Genomic DNA, 15431 nt, shown 5'->3' with positions numbered 1-15431 from the left:
GTAAATTGTTGATAGCTATACCGGCAGGGGCCTTCCTTTAAATACATATTGAAGCCGGATAGATAGTGCATGGAAAAGGATCTTGCCGTTGGCATTCCTTTCTATATGGTAACAGGCATTATCCAGCTCTTCTGTGAGCTGCTGCATTTGCCCCAGATTGGCCAGTTTTTTCAGCTTTTCCGCAAAATCCACTTCTTCGTCTGAAAAGGCCAGCTGGCTTTTATCCATGTATTGTACACGGATGCTGTGTTCCAGCACATTGATAAAATACCGGAGGAATTGTTTCTGGTTTTCCCGGCCCATTTTGGGACTGGAAATATGATCTACCCATTCCTGCAATCCGGCCCGGTTTTGCATAAAAATGCAATTCAGCCAGTTGCGCAACAATTCATGGTAATCGTTATCGTTGTGTTGCAGTAATTGCAGGGCTTCCCGGTAATTGCCGGAAGCGATGGTGGCAATCTGGCGGGCCCGGGCTTCAGGAGCCTGGTTCCTTTCCACTAAAGCTTTCACCACCTCTGCTTTGGACAGCGGATTGATCTTGATCAGCTGTGTGCGGGAAAGGATGGTGGCCAGGATCTGCTCCTGGTTTTCTGCTACAAGGATGAAAACGGTGTTCAACGGAGGTTCCTCTATCAGCTTCAACAGCCTGTTCCCTTCATTGCCCAGGTATTCCGGCATCCACATGAAGAGGATCTTGTACTGGCTTTCAAAACTCTTGAGGTTGAGCTTCCGGATAATATCGTTGCATTCATGCGCGGTGATATTGCCCTGTTTGTTTTCCGCACCGATAAATTGCAGCCAGTCGTATGCATTCCCATATGGCTGTTGGGCAATAAATTCCCGCCATTCTGCTGCGTAGTCTGTACTAATAGGTTTATCCCCTGGTTTGCGGGGGATCACGGGATAAGAGAAATGAATATCCGGGTGAATATATTGTGCGGCTTTTTTGCAGGCCTGGCATTGGCCACAGGCATCTTCTTCCTGGCGGTCCTCACAAACGAGGTATTGCGCAAAGGCTAAACCAACAGGTAATCCTCCCGCGCCTTCAGGCGCCAGCATAATCATAGCATGACTAAGGCGGTTATGCTGTACGGCATGCAATAACTGGTGCCGGGCGGCATCCTGCCCGATGATCTGAGAAAAATACATGGGCGTAAAAATACTTCATATTATTTGATGGAAAGAAAACACACTTTGGTAAATGCGCCACTTATTTTCAAAACGGGATTGGTGGTCTGGAGATAATAGATCCCGGTAATGTTCTTGTTGGCGGGGTCTATTTCTGTAATGGTGAAGGCGGCAGAATCTGTTGTAAAAAATTTATAATCCTGGCCAACTTTAACACCTGCCAAAACCAGTCCGGTAGTATCCTGTCCGGCTTTGCGGGAGTAGGAGTAGGTTTTTACCTTTAAACTGTCAGAAAGCAATTGAACACTGTTGTTGATGTAAATGCCATCCTTTATGTTCATCACTACCTTCATGGTGTCCACAGATGCTTCCAGGCTTAGTACTTTAAAGCTTCCGGTTGCGTTGGTGGTGCGGAGCAGTGTGGAACTGAGGATCTTCATGGGGATCATTCTGTTATCAATCCTGAGATCGATAGCGGCCTTTTCACAATTGACGAGCTCTGCAGCGTTATAATCTGTACAGGCAGGCATAAAAAAGAATCCGCAGCAGATCACTGCAAGGCTGTTCACTAGGTGTTTGGTCATTGACATCTATTTTTCGATCGCCGCGATCACTTCGGGCGACGTTGGGGAAGTCCGCGGTTTGAAAACGGCCACTAGTTCGCCTTTTTCATCCAGCAGGTACTTTTGAAAATTCCAGGTTACTTCTTCTGGTTCAAATTGTTTCTTTTTGCTTTCAGCCAGCAGATACTGGTAAAGGGGATGAATGTCTGCTCCCTTTACAGAAATTTTTGCTGCCATTGGAAAAGTCACTGCATACTCTTTAGTGCAAAAAGCTTTGATCTCTGCATTGGTGCCTGGCTCCTGACCGCCGAAATTATTTGCGGGGAAACCGATGATCACCAGTTTGTTCTTATATTTTTTAGCGAGTTTTTCGAGCTCTGCATATTGCGGAGTATTGCCGCACATGGAAGCAGTATTTACCACCATGATCTTTTTGCCTTTGTATTTGGAGAAATCTATTTTTCCGCCATCCAGGGCGTCTACTTTAAAATCGTAGATATTGCCGAAAGCTACAGAGAAAAAAGCGGAGAGGAGCATTAATTTGAACATGTGTATAATGTTTTCAGGATCAGTCAGATGATTACTGTATAAAGTTAGTTAACCTGCAGGAAAAATCCATGTTAATCTATTTTCCCTGCTGGAGATAATTTTCAAGGGGTAAACGGTTCGTGAGGGAACGGGCCAGCGTCATTTCATCTGCATATTCCAGTTCTCCTCCAAAGGAGATGCCGCGGGCAATGGTAGTGATCTTTACCGGGCTTTCCTTCAGTTTTTTGGACAGGTAATAAATGGTGGTATCTCCCTCAATAGTGGGGCTTAGTGCCATGATCACCTCTTCAATGTTCTGCGTTCTTACCCTTTCCACCAGCGTTTGGATGTTCAACTGGTCAGGGCCGATACCATCAATAGGAGAAATGATCCCTCCCAATACATGGTATACGCCATTGAACTGCTGTGTATTCTCAATGGCTATCACATCCCGGATACTCTCCACTACACAAACGGTACGGTTATGACGGGAAGGGTTGGCGCAAATGCTGCAGGTATCATCGTCGGAAACATTATGGCATTGCTGGCAGAACCTGATCTGCCGGCGCATACGGGCAATTGTTTCGGAAAACAGCTCTACCTGTGCGGTATCCTGTTTGAGCAGATGCAGTACCAGCCGCAAAGCTGTTTTTTTGCCCACACCGGGCAAGCGGGCAAATTCATTAACAGCATTTTCAATGAGTGCGGAGGAGAAGATCATACTGCAAAAATACGAATTATACGGGTGCTTAGAGTTTGACCGTAGGGGACAAAGTCCAGTTCTTTTTGACGGTAAGGTTTTCTTTATAAGGAAATACCTTCTCCGGTTGTTTTTTTGGCTTACCGTAATAAACGCCTGTGTCCCAGATCCCGTTCCGGTTTTCATCCACCAGTACCCTTATTTCATATTCACCGGGTTGTATCAATCCTCTTTCCCATTTTCCATTATTGATCACACCCTGGTATTTGATCTCTTTATTAGAAACCAGTTGTATCACAAACTCGTAGCCGGTATCAGCAGGCAGTACCAGGTGAGCACTGTCTCCGATGGAGAGGCTTAGTTTAATGATACCATAATCGTCTATGCTTTTGGCTTCGAAAGCAATGGTGTCTGCTTTCAAAGTGGTAATGCCCATTGTATCTGTGGCAAAGCCCTGGGGGAGGATCAGCTGATAAGGCTTGCCTGGTTTCCAGTTATAGGCCATTTTGAATTTTTTGGAAGTGGTGTCCGCTGCATGCAGGGTAAAAGCTACCTGCTTGTGTGTGGTGTCTTCCAGCAGGAGGATCCTGGCTGTATCCAATGATTTGAGGGGAGCGCTGAAAACCAGGGAAAGGGAATCGCCCAGTTCCTGTTTGCCGCCATTCAATTCCGCCGCCGCCAGCAGCTTGGGTTTTTTGGGTAGTTTAGCAGCTGGTGCCGGTTCTGCAGGCGGGGCTTCTTCTTCCGCTTTCACGGTATCTATTTCGCTGAAAAGGGCCATGTTCACATTTGCCATATTCTCTTTCAGTTCAATCAGCTCATCAGAGAAGGCGATCATTTCCTTTTTGTTGGTATATTGAAAATCCCGGTCTTCTTCTTTTAAGGCAAAGATGCGGTAAGTACCGGGTTTCAGGTTCTTAAAACGATAGGAGCCATCCCCTTTTGTTTTGGCCAGGTAAAGCGGTTTCTCCTTTGAAACAGCAGAATCCTCCAGGTTGGAATACAGCATCACTGCCACATTGCTATCCACCCTGCCGGTTTCTGCTACAATAAGTTTACCAGTGATCTGCAGGGAATCCAGGTATTTACCGGTAGATACCACATACTGAAAATCTTCGATGGGGTTGCGCTCGTTCACATCCTTTACTGCATCACCGAAATTGAAAGTGTAGGTGGTATTGGGTTGCAGGGAGTCTTTAACCAGCAGTGTGATGGTCCGTAATTTGGCAGTAACAGTGGGGGTGCGTTTCAATGTTGGGGAAACGATCATCTTTTCGATCACGTTATCCAGTTCCACAAATTCATTAAAATGAAACACGACCCTTTGGCTGTTAAAGTTCAGCGTGGAGTCCGCCGGATCAACATAAATGAGCCTGGGTGCCAGCGTGTCTCTGGAACCACCGCCCGGAGGCACAATGTTAGCGCATTGCGTAAAAAAGCTGCACAAAGCCAATACGATCAGTGAGCCTATCCAGCCCCGGAAGTTCTGATTCATGTTTCCTAACCTGAAAATTAAAATATTTGCAAACTTACATTATATCTTCTTCTTCCGAGGCAGCTAAAGTGTGTAAGGCCACCTGGAGGTGATTGTTCTTTACAAAATTGCACCATTCGCAATACGGTTTCCCGCACCCGGTATAGAAATCCCTTTGTTGTATGCGCTCCCAGCTTTCCGTGATCTGCCGGGTAACGGTTGTAATGTCCGCCGGCGTGATATTGATCTTTTCCTTAAAATATTCCCCATTCCGGCCGGGCTCTATGAAATCAAATTCTGTGCTAACTACCAGCCAATCCTTCTGTTTATAATTATCTAACAAAATTTTATAAAATACTCCCTGCCGCCAGTAGTCTCCTCCCATGGGTAACTTTTCTTCCGGAGGGGCAAACTTCTTCCAATCCAACTTCGTTCTTTCATAATCTCCTGTTTTATAATCCACGATATTCACCCTTTTGCCGTCGAATTCCAGTTTATCTATTTTCCCCTTCACCGGCACGCCATTCACTGAAATATTCCTGAAAGTACGCTCTACGCTTACAATAGGGTTCCATTCATGAATGTAGCGCGTATAGTAACTGCTCAATATCCGGTGGCCATATTCCATTCTTCTTTCAAAAGCTTCCGTGGTAAAGGCTGCCCGGTTATCCAGCATATAAGTATCAAAATCCCGGAGGAATACTTCCAAAGGAGGGAAAACATCCGTCGTCTGCATTTTCTGGAAAAGCTTTTCCAGGGCATGGTGAGCGGCAGATCCAAAGGCCAGGTTTTCCTGCCTGCCCATGGGTACTTTTATCAGCTGCTGATAAAAGAAGGCCAGCGGGCAGCGGAGATAATTATTCAGGATGGTGGCGCTCATTGTAAAGTCCTTTAGTAAAGGATCGATGAAGAGCGGGTCCATCTTTTCAATTTCCGGCGCTATCGTTTGTTTGGCTATGGGTAGCTTTTCTGCGAGGTCTACACTTTCCATTAAAGCAGGTAAAGAGAGGTCCGGGTTACGGCGTACTTCTTCCTTTAAGGCCTCCAGGGGCTCTCTTTGCGGAATAACCTCTAATAATTCCGGCAATGGGAGCTTCATCCACTTTTCCAGCAGGTTGCTCAGATGCAGGGCATTTTCATGCGGCCCAGTTGAGAACAGAGAAGGAATGCGGGGTTGTTGCAGGTATGCCCGGATGGTGGTCCTTTGGTCTGCTGCCTGCCGGCAGATCTTTGCTGCTTCAGCAGGAGGGACCTGGAAATGGGCATCATGCATGATCTCAAAAAGCAGGTCTTCTCCGCTGGTGGGAATTTCCTGTTCAGCTGCAATGTATCGCAGGATGTTGAGTGTTTGATGAGACCCCGGAAGATCTTCCTGTTTAGCGGGTTCCATCCTGGCCCCCAGTAGTTCCGTGAGCCTGTTTGCTGTGCCTGTGGCGTATTGCAGCCGTTCTTTATATTTTAGAAGAAACTCCGGGTTTTGTTCCAATGCGGAGATCACTTCGTCTGTATCATACTTTCCGGCAGCCAGCATCATTTGCTGATAAGTATTGAATTCTGCGGTTGCGGCTTCTTCCTGTCCGCTCTTTATCCGTGAAAAAAGACGTGCCAGTGGATACAAGGCTGCGTAAACATCGCCACGGTACCTTTTGAGGGGATTGTCGTTTGAAAAGTCATCTATGATGCTTTTGAGCAAACGGACCTTTTCCAGCGGGGAAATAAGCACCAGCCCTTTTGTGTCAAAAAGCGCGGGCTCATTCCGCATTACTTCCTCACAAAAGGAATAGACGGTATGAATTGTTGCGCCTGTAAATACTAGGATGGGCCCATCTTCAGGGAAGGTATGCTTCATTAACGATTGTTTTCACATCCTCAAAAGGGATGAATAAAGTGATCTGCCCCACAGCATACGATGCAATTTCGTAAGGAGTATAATTAAATACCACCCCTTTGCTGGTCAGGAAAAAATTGTCGTTCGGAGCAATGGTTTTGGAAAAGAGGAACCTTTTATCCAGCGGCTCAGCGGCCGGGAGATTGTACTTTTTGCGGAAGGCCTTTGCCAATGCAATACTCAGCCGGGTTTTATAACCTGGCTTGAATACATCCGTTACCTTCAATTCTTTCTTTTTAGAAAGGTCTATTACATGAAACCCGCTGCCCCAGTTGCCATGTGCGCCACCTGTGTAGGCATATTCTGCATTTTCAAGTACCAGTAAAGGGTACTGGTTCCATACAACACGTGTATCCGTTTGCGTACTCCAGTCCCAGGAAGCGCCTAAAGCATTGGTATCCGCATCATCACGACTGCTTTTATAGAACCGGAGGAAAGTATCAACGGGTGCTTTTACCAGCATTTCAGGATTGTTCAAGTTGCCGGATGAGGCTGCAATCACCTGTTTTATGACGTTCAGCGTAGCTTCATCTGCCCCATTCACCGGCCATACGATACTGGCAGAAGCTATGCCCATGGGAGACTTGGGGTTATTATAAAAAAGTGTGACGGTATCTGAGAAAGTGAAAATGTTAAATTGAACGGCTTGTGTATAATCTTCTTTCAGGTCGAAATTGTATTCGCCTTTTGCGCTTTTCCAGGTGCCGGTGAAATGGCCATCCGGGGAAAGCTGTCCATAAAAAGTATTGGCTTCGTCCTGGCTGGAATATTCCAGGAGGGTGATCTTACCTGCAGAATCTGGTTCGTTGAGGAGTTGAATGGGATCGCCTATTTTATCATAAACATACCATCCCTGGTAGGCCAGTTCTCCGGTGCGGATCAGATGCATGGTTACAGGCTGCTCTGCCAGCGTGCCTTTGAGTTGTTTATAGAAATTGGTGGCTGTGGCAGTTGGCGTTACGGTAGCAGTACTGTCTTTTTGCGCGGCGGGTTTCTTTTCAGGTTGCCGGCAGGCTCCCAGTAATGCTATGGAGACCAGTAACCAAAGGTATTTAATCATGGATGCCGATTTTAAACTGATGTAAATTACCATTTATAGAGATACCCGTCAGCAGGTGTGGGCATATATGTCTTAATTTTGCAAAAAAGCAACCAGATGATCAATCAAAAGATAGCAGATCTGCGGCTGGATTATAAACTGGCCACACTTAATGAGCAGGATATGGCGGCAGGGCCCGTGCAGCAGTTTGAACGCTGGTGGCTGGAAGTTGTCCAGAGTGAACTGGAAGAGCCCAATGCCATGACCCTGGCTACCAGTACACCGGATGGCAGACCATCCGCCCGGATAGTGTTATTGAAGAGTTTTGACGAGGAGGGCTTTCTGTTCTTTACAAATTACGATAGCCGTAAGGGGCATGAATTGGCGGCTAATCCGCGGGTGACCTTATTATTCTTCTGGAAAGAGTTGCAGCGGCAGGTTCGTATAGAAGGTACCGTTAGCCAGGCGGCGGGAACCATCAGTGATGAGTATTTCAGCTCCAGGCCTGTTGGCAGCCAGATCGGGGCTATTGTTTCTCCGCAGAGCCAGGAGATCCCGGGGAGGTCATTTTTGGAAGACAGGGTGAAAGAGCTGGAGGGAAAAACATTAAAACGGCCGGAACATTGGGGTGGATATCTTGTAAAACCTTTACAGGTGGAATTTTGGCAGGGGAGGAGCAGCCGGTTGCATGACCGCATATTATATACACAGGGGGCAGATGGCAGCTGGAAAATAAGCCGGCTGGCCCCTTAAAATAACGGCTCCGGGCTATTTGCAGGCCCGGAGCTGCTAATAAATTAAGCTTTCTTTTCTGCTTTTGGAGCAGCGTTCTTCTTGGTCCTGGCAGGACGAACTTTACCGAATGAACCGTTGGAAATCTTACCCTTCTTGGTTTTGATATCTCCTCTACCCATGATTTTAAGTATTTAATTGATGAATGATCTTTCGCAAAAGTGCGTCTTTTTGGGCGCTTCAGCACAGCAAAAATAAAAAAAGCAAGAAACAAATAATGTTCCTTGCTTAAATAAGTTGGGTCGCCAACTCTTAGAGTTTGTCAGACAACGCTTTACCAGCTTTGAATTTAGCAACTTTTTTAGCTTTGATCTTGATGATCTGGCCAGTTTGGGGGTTTCTACCGTTACGTGCAGCACGTTTGGAAACAGAGAAAGTACCGAAACCAACCAAAGTTACTTTACCACCTTTTTTCAGTGTGTCAGCAACAGCTTTAGTGAAAGAATCCAAAGCATCGTTAGCTTGAGTTTTAGTAACGCCAGCATCTTTGGCGAGTTTGTCGATCAATTCGGCTTTGTTCATAGTTAGTTAAGATTTAACTAGTGAGAAAATGTTTGATGTGAGCAAATATAGCGCGTTTTATAAGATTACCAAATTTTTAAAACTTTTTTTTACAGGCTGAAAAACCCTACAGGTAACGTTTACAGCTGATTGCCTATAACAACGTACCGGATGAACATATAGTATGTTCAGAACGAAACGCGCTACTGCATTGAGTTTTAATACATCCGGCATCAAATCACCCCCTTACTTCAACTATTGTACCAAAGCCTGAAGTGCCTGAAAATAGTGAATTTCCTGTGGATAAGTTTGATAAGCTATACTACCTGCATTACCGTTCCGAAGCCTACAAACTGGTCTCCGAAAGCATTAAAAGCTTTTTGACGAAGTGCGGGAGCATATTCCTGGAGGTAGGTATAATAGTTTTCCAGGGTATCTGTGAAGTACTGAACGGTATAAGTAGGTCCATCGGAGTCGTCCTGTTCCAGCAAACGGGCCATACGGTAATCGTGAAAAAGACCGCTGGCCATGATCTCGGGGATATGTTCCTGCTTCATCCATTCCAGCCACCTGTCCTTAATAAGAGGAGAAACCTTAGTGGTTACATTATGTATGATCATGCTTATTTTAATTGAAGGTATACGGGGCAGTGGTCAGAATGTTTTACGTTTTGCCAGATAGCTGAACTGGCTAACCTGTCTTGTAATGGAGTGGTTACATTAATATAGTCGATGCGCCAACCTTTATTATTATTACGTGCATTGGCCCGGAAGCTCCACCAGCTGTATTGATCGGGTTGGGGATTGAAGTGGCGGAAGGTATCCACAAAGCCATTATCGAAGAGTTTGCTCATCCAGGCCCTTTCTTCAGGAAGGTATCCTGAGGAGTCTTTATTGGCCACCGGGTTGTGTATATCAATAGGCATGTGTGCAATATTATAGTCGCCCACCACAACCAGGTTGGGCCTTTCTTTCCTCAACTGCTGAAGGTATTCATAGAATTCATCCAGCCATTGGTATTTATAGGTCTGTCTTTCGTCGCCGGTGGTACCGGAGGGGATGTAGGTGTTAATAATGGAAATATCGCCAAAATCGGCCCTTATAACTCTTCCTTCTGCATCGCTTTGCATATAGCCATTGCCGTATTGTATATGGTCTGGTTTTATTTTGGTGAGTATGGCCACTCCGCTATACCCTTTTTTTTGTGCGGGAAACCAGTAATCCTGGTAGCCAAGCTGCTCAAACTGCTGGAAGTCTACATTGTCCCGGTGTGCTTTTACTTCCTGCAGGCAGATAACATCTGCGGGGTCGGTTTTGAGCCATTCTGTGAATCCTTTTGTCATGGCAGAGCGAAGGCCATTAACATTGTAGGTGACGATCCTCATGGTTAATAGTTTAGGCAAAAGTAAGGATTCAGTGTACACAAATAAAAAAGGCTGTCTTTACAGACAACCTTTAACTGTTAAAAATTCGTTGTGGGGATTATATTGGTAAAGCAATACCGCCTAATCCGCCGAGCAAACTGTTCAGGAGATTGGTAACAGGTGAAAGCAGGTTACCGAGGCCACCTGTTCCGCCACCGCCCGGAAGGTTGGTGAGGCCATTAGGATCTACTGTGATACCTATGTTGATCTTACCATTGGTGTTTGTAAAATCAAGTTTCAGGAAACCGAGATCAATTAAACCGCCGTTTACATCACTGGCAGTTTGAAGGTCCAGTTCCTGGCAGCCATAATTGTTTGATTGTAATTTTTGCATATAACAGGGTTTGAGTGAAACGTAAAAAGCAGTGACGCCCATGTAGCGGGCGTCACTGAAGTTTTCTGATTACAGTCCCAGAAGACCGCCACCGAGGCCACCTAACAAACTGTTCAGCAGGTTGGTAACGGGAGCCAGTAAATTACCTAAGCCACCCAGGCCTGGCAATCCACCACCACCGCCTGGTAAAGGCAGTCCGGAAGTGAGGGCGTTGGTATCCAGTTGTGCGCCAGCAGTGATCTTACCATTGGTGTTGGTAAGGCTGAGTAAAAAGAAACCACCGTTAACGTCTTTTACATCGGCTGCGTTCAATTCCTGGCAACCATAGTTGTGTGCTTGTAAATTTTCCATATGATAGGATTTTTGGTTAAAAACATTCCTGAGGGTCGCCGTTCTTTCCTGGCCAGAGAGTGATGGCCACCATTCATTAACACCAGTAGTTTACAGGAAAAGGACCAAACGCTTGGCGAAACGTGTGGCGGGGACTTCCATGATCATTTTTCTATGACAACCTCTAAATTAAGGCAGTGCAATCGATCAGCAACTGTTCATTTTGTTCATTATCAGGCAGATAAGAGGGCTTCTGTTCATTTTTTGAACAGAGCTTGAACAAGGGGCAATTAGCAAACGGTTAACAAAATAATTGGAAATTAGCCTTGATATTGAGAACTTCCATCGTATTGGCCTGATACACGTTTGAAGCATGACTAAATCACCCCTCTCCCTCTGGCAGCGCACAATTCTGTGCTCCGTTCCCTTTTGCCTGTTCCTGCTGTTCTGTGTGCCCCGGCAGGCTTATTCACAAACAAGATTGATAAATGCGGTCAAAGCAAAACTTCCCCGGCTGAGTGACAGCATGCGTTACGCGGATGGCCTGAACCGGATCAGTGCATTATATATTGCCGGGCAGCTGGACAGTAGCTATAAATATGCAAAAGAGGCGCAGGTGTTATCAGACAGGATACATTATCCTAAAGGGCTGGCAGATGCTTATATGAACCTTGGTTCCTGTTTTACTTTCCTTAACAACAGCCGGCTTGCACATCGTTTTTACATGGAGGCGCTGCAGCGTTTCAAAAGCATGGGTGATTCAGCGGGTATCTCCCAGGCCACCTACAATATCGGTAGTTACTATCATTATGAAGGGCGTCCGGCGATAGCTACTCCTTATATAACAGAAGCACTGGCCATCGGCAGCCGGCTTTTGAGTGATTCTGCATGGTCTCCCATGCTGGCCAATTATTACAGGATGTTTGCGGAAGACAGCCTGCGCCAGGATTCAGCACGCTGGGCATTACACAAAGCAAGGGACATTGCCATCCGGTATCATGACGACAGGATGATCACCTATACCGGTCTTTTTATGGCCAACGAAAGGTTCCGGAATAAGGAGCTGCTGCCGGCCATGGAAGACCTGAAGAAATTGTCTGCCCATGCCATAGAAGAAGGTATGATGTACCTGGCGGTATATGCCAATGCGCAGCTGGACCTCTATTCCACCTCTGCCGGTATGCCGGATAGTATCAGTTATAAACAAAAAATGCTGGATGCTGCCGTAATGGGTGGCTATAAGAAATTAATGACCCGTCCCGTTACAGCCCTTTACCGTCACTATAAAGCCATTAATGCCGCTGCCGCAATTCCCTATGCAGATATTATGAGCGAGATAGCGGCTCACCAGGAAGAGTTGCGCACACAGGGAGAATTGGATTACACGGAATCGTTCCTGCATGAACAGGAACTGAAAGCGTTGCGGTTGAATAATGCTTTACAGGAACAAACCATTGAAACAGACAGGCTGGAAAAGAATAAAAGGATCATGCTGATCATCTTCCTGACAGTATGCAGTGTATTGCTGGGAGGTTTGCTTGCCTCTTATTACCGTTCTTTCAGGAATTCCAAGCAAAAGACGAAACACTTCAGGGAAGCGGCAAAGCTGGTGCATATGCAGAATAAAGAATTGCAACGCCATGATGATTTCAAGAATAAGCTGCTGAGTATCCTGGCCCATGATTTCCGCCTGCCTTTAGGGCATATCATAAAAGTGACGGAACTGTTCACGCAGAAAGATATACAGGCAGAGCAATTCCGCGAGATAGCGGTGAATATTGCCTCCAGGGCAACAGAAACATTGGCGTTATTTGAAACGGTACTGCGCTGGATAAAATCACAATTGGCGGGCTTTGAATATGCGCCCCAGGTACATGTATTGAAAGATCTCTGGAATGAAGTGAGGGAGCCGCTTTCGCAGGAGATCAGTGATAAGGAGCTGATAGTGGAAATGCATATTCCACCGGAGCTGAAGATACAGGCGGACCATGAAATGCTGCAATTTGTACATCGGAACCTTCTCCACAATGCTGTGAAGTTTTCTTTGAGAGGCAGCCGTATCACCATTTTTGCGGCAAGAGAAGCAGATCATACATTTGTTTCCATTACAAATGAAGGCAGTGGTATTTCTGCTAATGACCAGCCGTATATCTTCGATTATAAAACACCCGGTAAGTTAGCCCGTGAAACAGGTCGTGGTGCAGGATTGGCACTGATCATCTGCAAAGATTTCATAGAAAAGATGGGGGGCACGATCAGCGTTAAAAGTGACGGCACACACTATACTACCTTTGAGTACACAATATAAAACACCCCGATATTTCCTCTGTATGACTGTATAATTCATCGTTAACAGGTCTTAACACCACCTGAAATAATGAATAAACTGAACGACAATTTTCTCATTTGTGCATCCTAAATTGCATGCATAAACGATTTGTATTTGTTACCCGGTAACCATTGTACTGTAACCAAAAATAAAAAACGCCTATCATGAAAAAACCAGGAAAGACCTTTATCACAGGCAGATTATCTGAAGCTTTCTACCTGGGTGATATTCCTGCCGAGAGTCTGCCGGAAAAAGGGTTAAGTAAATTGCTGCTTATGTTGGCCGTACATTTTAAAGGAAATGACTGGCCACTTCCTTCACGACCATTCAATAAAAACAAATAAGATTATTCACACACAACACAGGAATTGAATGATATGCTGAAAGGCACAATGCAGATGATATAACATTTGCATATAGCGAAGCTTTGCACTTTAAAGACCGGGTTATTCTAGATCTCTGCAATAACACCTCCCCCTACGGATTTGGGGTTCAGATGAAATACATTTCGCCGGCCTGTATTACTGGATGAGTATAGGGTTGTATCCGGAGTGGATGTTCAGGGGGAGGCCGCCCGGTCTGCATTTCAGGTATCTGCATTCTATCCGTGTTTTTAAAAGAACGATATGGAACTTTTTACTGCCAGCTGTAGTAATAACAGGCTGTTATTAAGAAAATATGAACATAAAGAAATTATAATGAACAGCCTTGCATTCATGGTAAGAGAGAAACGGATATGGCTATACGGGTATGTGATCATGGAAGATGAATTCCATCTGTTGTGGAAGAAGCAACCGGCATGGGAACACAAAAACATCCGGCAGATGTTGCTGAAATTCACAGCGCAGCAGATCAAGCGGAGCCTTTGGGCGGGGGACAGGAAAGAGCTGGAGCTTTACAGGAGCCAGCTGCACGACCGGCAGTTCCAATTTTGGGAGAAAACCGCTTTTTCTGCTGCCATTCCTGATGCGGATGCAGCGGAAGAAAAGTTAGCACAGTTACACGAAGTGCCTGTTTCCGCAGGGTTTTGTAATGGTGTAACAGACTATACTTTCTCTTCCGCTGCCTTTTACCAGGAGGGATATGATCCGGAAGGCATTATGACGCATTATCACCATTGTTTTCCCGAGCTGTCTGAAAACTGTTAAGTAAACGGGTATGGTTTTATAAACAAAGGGTCCGGAGAATCTTCTCCGGATATCTTCTTCCTGATCCTTTGTTTTCGAAGCAGGTATCCTTAGATCACAAGTACAGTTTCATAAGCATAACCATAAGAGGGTCCGGAGAGTCTTCTCCGGATGTTTTCACTCAGAATGGTAGCAAGGGGTACAAATTGTTCCTTTTTAAATTAAAAACACAACGTATTCCAAAGGAACATAGCTCTTATTAGGGGTACTAACCACATCCGTAGTTAAAAACGCAACGAATTCTCATAGATATAGCGAACATAGCTCTCATTTCGATCCGGGGATTCTTCCCCGGTGTTTTTTCCCCTTTAGCGAATAGATAACATTTGTTTTTCATTAGAATTTGATTTTGGGTATGATACGATCCGGGGATTCCTCTTCGGATATTTAGTTCCATTAAAAGAGCCGGCCGGACATCCCCAAGAAGGGAATCCGGCCGGCTTATTATATAAGGAATGCGTTCTGTTATCCTTTAACGAGTGTACCTACGTTCCTGCCCATGATCACTTGTAACAGGTTGCCGGTCTTATTCATATCGAATACGATGATCGGCAGTTTATTCTCCTGGCAGAGTGTAAAGGCAGTCATATCCATTACATTCAGTGACTTCTGATACACTTCGGAGAAAGTGATGGTTTCATATTTGGTAGCGGAAGGGTCCTTTTCCGGATCGGCGGTGTAAATACCGTCCACGCGGGTCCCTTTCAGGATCACATCTGCCTGGATCTCAATAGCACGTAAAGAGGCGGCCGTATCCGTTGTGAAATAAGGATTGCCGGTACCAGCCCCAAAGATCACCACACGGCCTTTTTCGAGGTGGCGGATGGCGCGGCGGCGAATATAAGGTTCTGCGATCTGTTCCATTTTGATGGCTGATTGCAGACGGGTATACATACCAGCCTTTTCAAGGCCACTTTGCAGGGCCATTCCATTGATCACCGTTGCCAGCATACCCATGTAATCTCCCTGGGCCCGTTCAATACCGGTTTCTGCTTCATTCATTCCACGGTAAATATTACCTCCGCCAATTACTACGGCCACTTGCACACCCAGGTCTGTAACGGTTTTGATGTCGTGCGCATACTGAGTGATCACCTTCGGATCAATTCCATAATTACTAGCTCCCATCAGGGATTCTCCACTCAGTTTGAGCAAAATTCTTTTGTACTTTGGCAACATGTCAGCTATGATTATTGTAAGATTCTACTAATA

The 15431-nt window shown here is 45.6% G+C and carries 18 protein-coding genes; 4 read left to right on the top strand and 14 right to left on the bottom strand.

Features of this window, described 5'->3' with window-relative positions; all coding sequences use genetic code 11:
• Nucleotides 1-15: 15 nt before the first annotated feature.
• The 7 genes from BUR42_RS20455 to BUR42_RS20425 form a co-directional block, all read right to left on the bottom strand.
• Nucleotides 16-1152: a DNA polymerase III subunit gene (locus BUR42_RS20455; protein ID WP_074241472.1), complete on the bottom strand. Its 1137-nt coding sequence runs from the start codon at nucleotides 1150-1152 to the stop codon at nucleotides 16-18.
• Nucleotides 1153-1172: 20 nt separating this feature from the next.
• Nucleotides 1173-1715 (bottom strand): hypothetical protein, encoded by a 543-nt coding sequence (locus tag BUR42_RS20450; protein WP_143197533.1) that lies wholly within the window; start codon nucleotides 1713-1715, stop codon nucleotides 1173-1175.
• Between the two features lie 6 nt (nucleotides 1716-1721).
• Nucleotides 1722-2243, bottom strand: a complete 522-nt coding sequence (locus tag BUR42_RS20445) for a glutathione peroxidase (protein ID WP_074241470.1) — start codon at nucleotides 2241-2243, stop codon at nucleotides 1722-1724.
• A 76-nt stretch (nucleotides 2244-2319) separates the two neighbouring features.
• On the bottom strand, nucleotides 2320-2943 hold the full coding sequence (gene recR / locus BUR42_RS20440; RefSeq protein ID WP_074241469.1) for a recombination mediator RecR: 624 nt from the start codon (nucleotides 2941-2943) through the stop codon (nucleotides 2320-2322).
• 28 nt (nucleotides 2944-2971) lie between these two features.
• Nucleotides 2972-4417 carry an Ig-like domain-containing protein gene (locus tag BUR42_RS20435; RefSeq protein WP_074241468.1) on the bottom strand — a complete coding sequence of 482 codons (1446 nt, stop codon included), beginning with the start codon at nucleotides 4415-4417 and terminating at the stop codon, nucleotides 2972-2974.
• A 34-nt stretch (nucleotides 4418-4451) separates the two neighbouring features.
• A complete protein-coding gene (locus BUR42_RS20430; RefSeq protein ID WP_074241467.1) occupies nucleotides 4452-6245 on the bottom strand; it encodes a RecB family exonuclease in 1794 nt (597 codons plus the stop codon).
• Complete coding sequence (locus BUR42_RS20425) at nucleotides 6226-7344, bottom strand: DUF3298 and DUF4163 domain-containing protein (RefSeq protein WP_074241466.1); 1119 nt, start codon at nucleotides 7342-7344, stop codon at nucleotides 6226-6228. The genes BUR42_RS20430 and BUR42_RS20425 overlap by 20 nt, the downstream gene beginning before the upstream one ends.
• Before the next feature lie 96 nt (nucleotides 7345-7440).
• On the opposite strand from BUR42_RS20425, the gene pdxH reads away from it, so the two are divergent.
• Nucleotides 7441-8076, top strand: a complete 636-nt coding sequence (gene pdxH / locus BUR42_RS20420; protein ID WP_074241465.1) for a pyridoxamine 5'-phosphate oxidase — start codon at nucleotides 7441-7443, stop codon at nucleotides 8074-8076.
• A gap of 44 nt (nucleotides 8077-8120) precedes the next feature.
• Here the strand turns inward: pdxH and BUR42_RS20415 are convergent, their stop codons facing one another.
• From BUR42_RS20415 to BUR42_RS20390, 6 genes are all read right to left on the bottom strand, one after another.
• Nucleotides 8121-8237 carry a 30S ribosomal protein THX gene (locus tag BUR42_RS20415; RefSeq protein ID WP_074241464.1) on the bottom strand — a complete coding sequence of 39 codons (117 nt, stop codon included), beginning with the start codon at nucleotides 8235-8237 and terminating at the stop codon, nucleotides 8121-8123.
• A gap of 130 nt (nucleotides 8238-8367) precedes the next feature.
• The gene (locus tag BUR42_RS20410) at nucleotides 8368-8637 is read right to left on the bottom strand and encodes an HU family DNA-binding protein (RefSeq protein ID WP_074241463.1); all 270 of its coding nucleotides are present in this window, start codon (nucleotides 8635-8637) and stop codon (nucleotides 8368-8370) included.
• A gap of 296 nt (nucleotides 8638-8933) precedes the next feature.
• Nucleotides 8934-9236, bottom strand: coding sequence for a DUF4286 family protein (locus tag BUR42_RS20405; protein ID WP_074241462.1), 303 nt, complete (start codon nucleotides 9234-9236; stop codon nucleotides 8934-8936).
• Between the two features lie 2 nt (nucleotides 9237-9238).
• Nucleotides 9239-10000, bottom strand: a complete 762-nt coding sequence (locus tag BUR42_RS20400) for an exodeoxyribonuclease III (protein WP_074241461.1) — start codon at nucleotides 9998-10000, stop codon at nucleotides 9239-9241.
• Nucleotides 10001-10097: 97 nt separating this feature from the next.
• On the bottom strand, nucleotides 10098-10373 hold the full coding sequence (locus BUR42_RS20395) for a hypothetical protein (RefSeq protein WP_074241460.1): 276 nt from the start codon (nucleotides 10371-10373) through the stop codon (nucleotides 10098-10100).
• A gap of 69 nt (nucleotides 10374-10442) precedes the next feature.
• Nucleotides 10443-10724: a hypothetical protein gene (locus tag BUR42_RS20390; protein WP_074241459.1), complete on the bottom strand. Its 282-nt coding sequence runs from the start codon at nucleotides 10722-10724 to the stop codon at nucleotides 10443-10445.
• Nucleotides 10725-11076: 352 nt separating this feature from the next.
• Between BUR42_RS20390 and BUR42_RS20385 the strand changes: the two genes are divergently transcribed.
• From BUR42_RS20385 to BUR42_RS20375, 3 genes are all read left to right on the top strand, one after another.
• Nucleotides 11077-13011 carry an ATP-binding protein gene (locus BUR42_RS20385; RefSeq protein ID WP_074241458.1) on the top strand — a complete coding sequence of 645 codons (1935 nt, stop codon included), beginning with the start codon at nucleotides 11077-11079 and terminating at the stop codon, nucleotides 13009-13011.
• A 185-nt stretch (nucleotides 13012-13196) separates the two neighbouring features.
• A complete protein-coding gene (locus BUR42_RS20380) occupies nucleotides 13197-13376 on the top strand; it encodes a hypothetical protein (RefSeq protein WP_074241457.1) in 180 nt (59 codons plus the stop codon).
• Between the two features lie 282 nt (nucleotides 13377-13658).
• Nucleotides 13659-14180: a hypothetical protein gene (locus BUR42_RS20375; RefSeq protein ID WP_074241456.1), complete on the top strand. Its 522-nt coding sequence runs from the start codon at nucleotides 13659-13661 to the stop codon at nucleotides 14178-14180.
• A gap of 504 nt (nucleotides 14181-14684) precedes the next feature.
• Here the strand turns inward: BUR42_RS20375 and pyrH are convergent.
• Nucleotides 14685-15398, bottom strand: coding sequence for a UMP kinase (gene pyrH / locus BUR42_RS20370; RefSeq protein WP_074241455.1), 714 nt, complete (start codon nucleotides 15396-15398; stop codon nucleotides 14685-14687).
• Nucleotides 15399-15431 lie beyond the last annotated feature (33 nt).

It is taken from the genome of Chitinophaga niabensis (assembly GCF_900129465.1).
Classification (GTDB): Bacteria; Bacteroidota; Bacteroidia; order Chitinophagales; family Chitinophagaceae; genus Chitinophaga; species Chitinophaga niabensis.
The sequence above is the reverse complement of the archived record's forward strand: the minus strand, read 5'-3'. Positions and strand labels throughout refer to the sequence as shown.

What these genes read in the sequence shown, in the direction of transcription:
- BUR42_RS20405 (WP_074241462.1), bottom strand. Translation starts at nt 9,236, where the DNA reads ATGATCATACATAATGTAACCACTAAGGTTTCTCCTCTTATTAAGGAC.
- BUR42_RS20435 (WP_074241468.1), bottom strand. Translation starts at nt 4,417, where the DNA reads ATGAATCAGAACTTCCGGGGCTGGATAGGCTCACTGATCGTATTGGCT.
- BUR42_RS20415 (WP_074241464.1), bottom strand. Translation starts at nt 8,237, where the DNA reads ATGGGTAGAGGAGATATCAAAACCAAGAAGGGTAAGATTTCCAACGGT.
- BUR42_RS20445 (WP_074241470.1), bottom strand. Translation starts at nt 2,243, where the DNA reads ATGTTCAAATTAATGCTCCTCTCCGCTTTTTTCTCTGTAGCTTTCGGC.
- pyrH (WP_074241455.1), bottom strand. Translation starts at nt 15,398, where the DNA reads ATGTTGCCAAAGTACAAAAGAATTTTGCTCAAACTGAGTGGAGAATCC.
- recR (WP_074241469.1), bottom strand. Translation starts at nt 2,943, where the DNA reads ATGATCTTCTCCTCCGCACTCATTGAAAATGCTGTTAATGAATTTGCC.
- BUR42_RS20390 (WP_074241459.1), bottom strand. Translation starts at nt 10,724, where the DNA reads ATGGAAAATTTACAAGCACACAACTATGGTTGCCAGGAATTGAACGCA.
- BUR42_RS20395 (WP_074241460.1), bottom strand. Translation starts at nt 10,373, where the DNA reads ATGCAAAAATTACAATCAAACAATTATGGCTGCCAGGAACTGGACCTT.
- BUR42_RS20425 (WP_074241466.1), bottom strand. Translation starts at nt 7,344, where the DNA reads ATGATTAAATACCTTTGGTTACTGGTCTCCATAGCATTACTGGGAGCC.
- BUR42_RS20410 (WP_074241463.1), bottom strand. Translation starts at nt 8,637, where the DNA reads ATGAACAAAGCCGAATTGATCGACAAACTCGCCAAAGATGCTGGCGTT.
- BUR42_RS20400 (WP_074241461.1), bottom strand. Translation starts at nt 10,000, where the DNA reads ATGAGGATCGTCACCTACAATGTTAATGGCCTTCGCTCTGCCATGACA.
- BUR42_RS20380 (WP_074241457.1), top strand. Translation starts at nt 13,197, where the DNA reads ATGAAAAAACCAGGAAAGACCTTTATCACAGGCAGATTATCTGAAGCT.
- BUR42_RS20375 (WP_074241456.1), top strand. Translation starts at nt 13,659, where the DNA reads ATGGAACTTTTTACTGCCAGCTGTAGTAATAACAGGCTGTTATTAAGA.
- BUR42_RS20430 (WP_074241467.1), bottom strand. Translation starts at nt 6,245, where the DNA reads ATGAAGCATACCTTCCCTGAAGATGGGCCCATCCTAGTATTTACAGGC.
- BUR42_RS20450 (WP_143197533.1), bottom strand. Translation starts at nt 1,715, where the DNA reads ATGACCAAACACCTAGTGAACAGCCTTGCAGTGATCTGCTGCGGATTC.
- pdxH (WP_074241465.1), top strand. Translation starts at nt 7,441, where the DNA reads ATGATCAATCAAAAGATAGCAGATCTGCGGCTGGATTATAAACTGGCC.
- BUR42_RS20455 (WP_074241472.1), bottom strand. Translation starts at nt 1,152, where the DNA reads ATGTATTTTTCTCAGATCATCGGGCAGGATGCCGCCCGGCACCAGTTA.
- BUR42_RS20385 (WP_074241458.1), top strand. Translation starts at nt 11,077, where the DNA reads ATGACTAAATCACCCCTCTCCCTCTGGCAGCGCACAATTCTGTGCTCC.